This is a genomic window from Plantactinospora alkalitolerans (assembly GCF_015690345.1).
Lineage (GTDB): Bacteria > Actinomycetota > Actinomycetes > Mycobacteriales > Micromonosporaceae > Plantactinospora > Plantactinospora alkalitolerans.
This window is the reverse complement of record NZ_JADPUN010000414.1, coordinates 1-3,125: the sequence shown is the minus strand read 5'-3', so window position 1 is coordinate 3,125 and position 3,125 is coordinate 1. Positions and strand designations below refer to the sequence as shown.

The 3,125-nt window shown below is 70.9% G+C and carries 3 protein-coding genes; all 3 read left to right on the top strand.

Annotated features, from left to right (window positions below; genetic code table 11):
• Positions 1-133 precede the first annotated feature (133 nt).
• Complete coding sequence (locus I0C86_RS40355) at positions 134-832, top strand: cell division protein FtsQ/DivIB (RefSeq protein WP_196206592.1); 699 nt, start codon at positions 134-136, stop codon at positions 830-832.
• A 260-nt stretch (positions 833-1,092) separates the two neighbouring features.
• Positions 1,093-2,205, top strand: a complete 1,113-nt coding sequence (gene ftsZ, locus I0C86_RS40350; RefSeq protein ID WP_196206591.1) for a cell division protein FtsZ — start codon at positions 1,093-1,095, stop codon at positions 2,203-2,205.
• A gap of 9 nt (positions 2,206-2,214) precedes the next feature.
• Positions 2,215-2,961: a YggS family pyridoxal phosphate-dependent enzyme gene (locus tag I0C86_RS40345; protein WP_196206590.1), complete on the top strand. Its 747-nt coding sequence runs from the start codon at positions 2,215-2,217 to the stop codon at positions 2,959-2,961.
• The last annotated feature ends 164 nt before the right edge of the window (positions 2,962-3,125 follow it).

Below are 3,125 nucleotides of genomic sequence, written 5' to 3'. Positions count from 1 at the left end.
GTGTACGGGTAGAGGCACGAGTTTCCCAACCGGTGCGCCGAAGCATGCCGGGAAGACATCGCCCCGATCTGCCGGCAGGTCCCCGGACGGCCACCGACCGACGCCCGTCCACCGCGACGGTCGTCAGCCTGGCATGCGGTTCACGGCCCGGGCCCGGCAGCGGCGGATGCGCGCCGCGTTGCCGTGGACGGTGCTCGCCGGGTTGCTGGTGGTCGTCCTGGTCGGCGCCGGGATCGTGTACGGCACCTCCGTGTTCGGCTTCCGTGCGCTCCGGATCGTCGGCGCGGCCCTGGTCACCCCGGAGCAGGTACGCGAGGCGGCGCGGCTGTCGGACGGCGTTCCACTGGCCCGGATCGATCTGGCCGCCGTCCGGGCCCGGGTGGCCGAGCTGCCCCCGGTGGCCAGGGTGACGGTTTCCCGACAGTGGCCCCGGACCCTCCTGGTCGAGCTGGTCGAACGGACCCCGGTCGCGGTGGTGCCGCAGAATCGGCGGTTCGTCGTGATCGACGGTTCCGGGGTGGTCTTCCAGACCCGGTCCGACCGCCCGGCGGGACTGCCCCTGGCCCGGATCGGTACGCCCGGTCCCGACGACGTGGCGACCAGGGGGGCGCTGGCGGTGCTCGCCGCGTTGACCCCGGAGCTGCGGGAACGGCTCACCGAGGTGGTGGTGGAGGGTCCGGCCCGGATGACCGTGAAGCTGCGTGGCGGCCGTACGGTGCTCTGGGGCGACGCCTCGCGCAGCGACACGAAGGCTCAGGTGGCGACGTCGTTGCTGAGCCGCAAGGGCGACACCATCGATGTCCGGACCCCGGACGTGGTGACCATCCGCTGATCCTTTCCGACGCTCCGGCCGGGGTGCTCGCCGGCAACGTTTGTCGGTGGGCGTGCCGACACGCCGGGCGGGTCCTTGGCTCCTGCCTCGCGTCCGCATACGTTGCCCCGAGAGGATCAAATAGTTGACATAACTGTAAGCCTCTAGTAGAGGGTGAGGGTTACCCTTCGCCTCCTCGTACCGAATGGTTGTCGGCCTCGACCCCGGCCGGATCGCCGGGTGGGGTGGGCGCCCCGCCGAGATCGAAGGAAAGGACCCCGATGACACCTCCGCACAACTACCTGGCGGTCATCAAGGTCGTCGGCATCGGCGGCGGTGGAGTCAACGCCGTGAACCGGATGATCGAGGTCGGACTCAAGGGCGTCGAGTTCATCGCGATCAACACCGATGCGCAGGCGCTGTTGATGAGCGACGCCGACGTGAAGCTCGACGTGGGTCGGGAGCTGACCCGGGGCCTGGGCGCCGGCGCCAATCCCGACGTGGGCAAGAACGCCGCCGAGGACCACCGCGACGAGATCGAGGAGGTGCTCAAGGGCGCCGACATGGTCTTCGTCACCTGTGGTGAGGGCGGCGGCACGGGCACCGGCGGTGCTCCGGTGGTGGCGAACATCGCCCGCAAGCTCGGCGCGCTGACCATCGGCGTGGTGACCCGGCCGTTCTCGTTCGAGGGCAAGCGTCGCCAGGTCCAGGCCGAGGCCGGCATCGACGAGTTGCGCAACCAGTGCGACACCCTGATCGTGATCCCGAACGACCGGCTGCTGGCCCTCGGCGATCGCGGCATCAGCATGATGGACGCGTTCCGGCAGGCCGACCAGGTGCTGCTCTCCGGTGTTCAGGGGATCACCGACCTGATCACCACGCCGGGTCTGATCAACCTGGACTTCGCGGACGTGAAGAGCGTGATGAGCGGCGCGGGCAGCGCGCTGATGGGTATCGGCAGTGCCCGAGGGGACAACCGGGCGGTGGAGGCGGCCGAGGCGGCCATCTCCAGCCCGTTGCTCGAGCAGAGCATGGACGGTGCCCGGGGTGTACTGCTCTCCATCGCCGGCGGCTCCGATCTCGGTCTCTTCGAGATCAACGACGCGGCGCAACTGGTCACCGACGCCGCCCATCCGGACGCGAACATCATCTTCGGCGCGGTGATCGACGACGCGCTCGGCGACGAGGTCCGGGTGACCGTGATCGCCGCTGGCTTCGACGGCGGAACTCCGGCGTACAAGCCGGCCGACCCGCCCCGCAAGGCCAGCGCGCCGACGGCGCCGCACACCACCGTTCCGGTCTCGCCGCCGCCGGTGTCGCCGCCGGCCCAGGCGCCGCGCCGGGTGCTCTTCGACGACGTGGACGTGCCCGACTTTCTCAAGAACGGTTCCTGAACTCCGCAGATGAGCGAAGCACCCCTCCCGGCGCCGGACGAGCGTCGGGCGCAGCTCGCGGCCAACCTGGCCCGGGTCCGGTCCCGGATCGACGCGGCCTGCGCCGCGGCCGGCCGGGACCCGGCCGAGGTCACCATGGTCGCGGTGACCAAGACGTATCCGGCCAGCGACGTCTGCCTGCTGGCCGACCTGGGTGTCCTGGACGTGGGCGAGAACCGCGACCAGGAGGCGGCGTCCAAGGCGGCCGAGGTGGCGTCGGCCGGTGGCCGGGTGCGGTGGCACTTCGTCGGGCAGTTGCAGCGCAACAAGGCCCGTTCGGTGGTGCGGTACGCCGACCTGGTCCACTCGGTCGACAGCGTACGGCTGGCCGGTGCTCTCGCCGACGCGGCGCAGCGGCACCGCGACCGGCCGCTGGAGGTGCTGGTCCAGGTCAACCTGGACGGTGCCGCCGAACGGGGCGGAGCGCTGCGTGGTGGGAACGATCCGGACCGGGAGATCGACGCGGTGGCCACCGAGATCGCCGGGCGGGCGGCGTTGCGCCTGGCCGGAGTGATGGCGGTGGCGCCGCTGGGCTGGGATCCGGAGCGGGCGTTCGCCGGGTTGGCCGAGATCGCCGCCGGGCTGCGGGACGGGTATCCGGGTGCGGTGGTCGTCTCGGCCGGGATGAGCGGTGACCTGGAGGCGGCGGTCGCCTACGGCGCGACACATGTGCGGATCGGCAGCGCGTTGCTCGGAATGCGTAGCACGCTGCGGTAGCCTGACAACCGGACACCAAACTACATCAGTGTTGTTTGAGACGACATCCCCACTGGCGGGGGTCGGGGTGAGGCCGCTTGCGGTCGTGCCGGGGGTTGAAGTCTCAGGCCGGTGGGCACTGGCAGTGTTCACGCGCGTGACAGTGGCACGGCACGGGGGGTGTG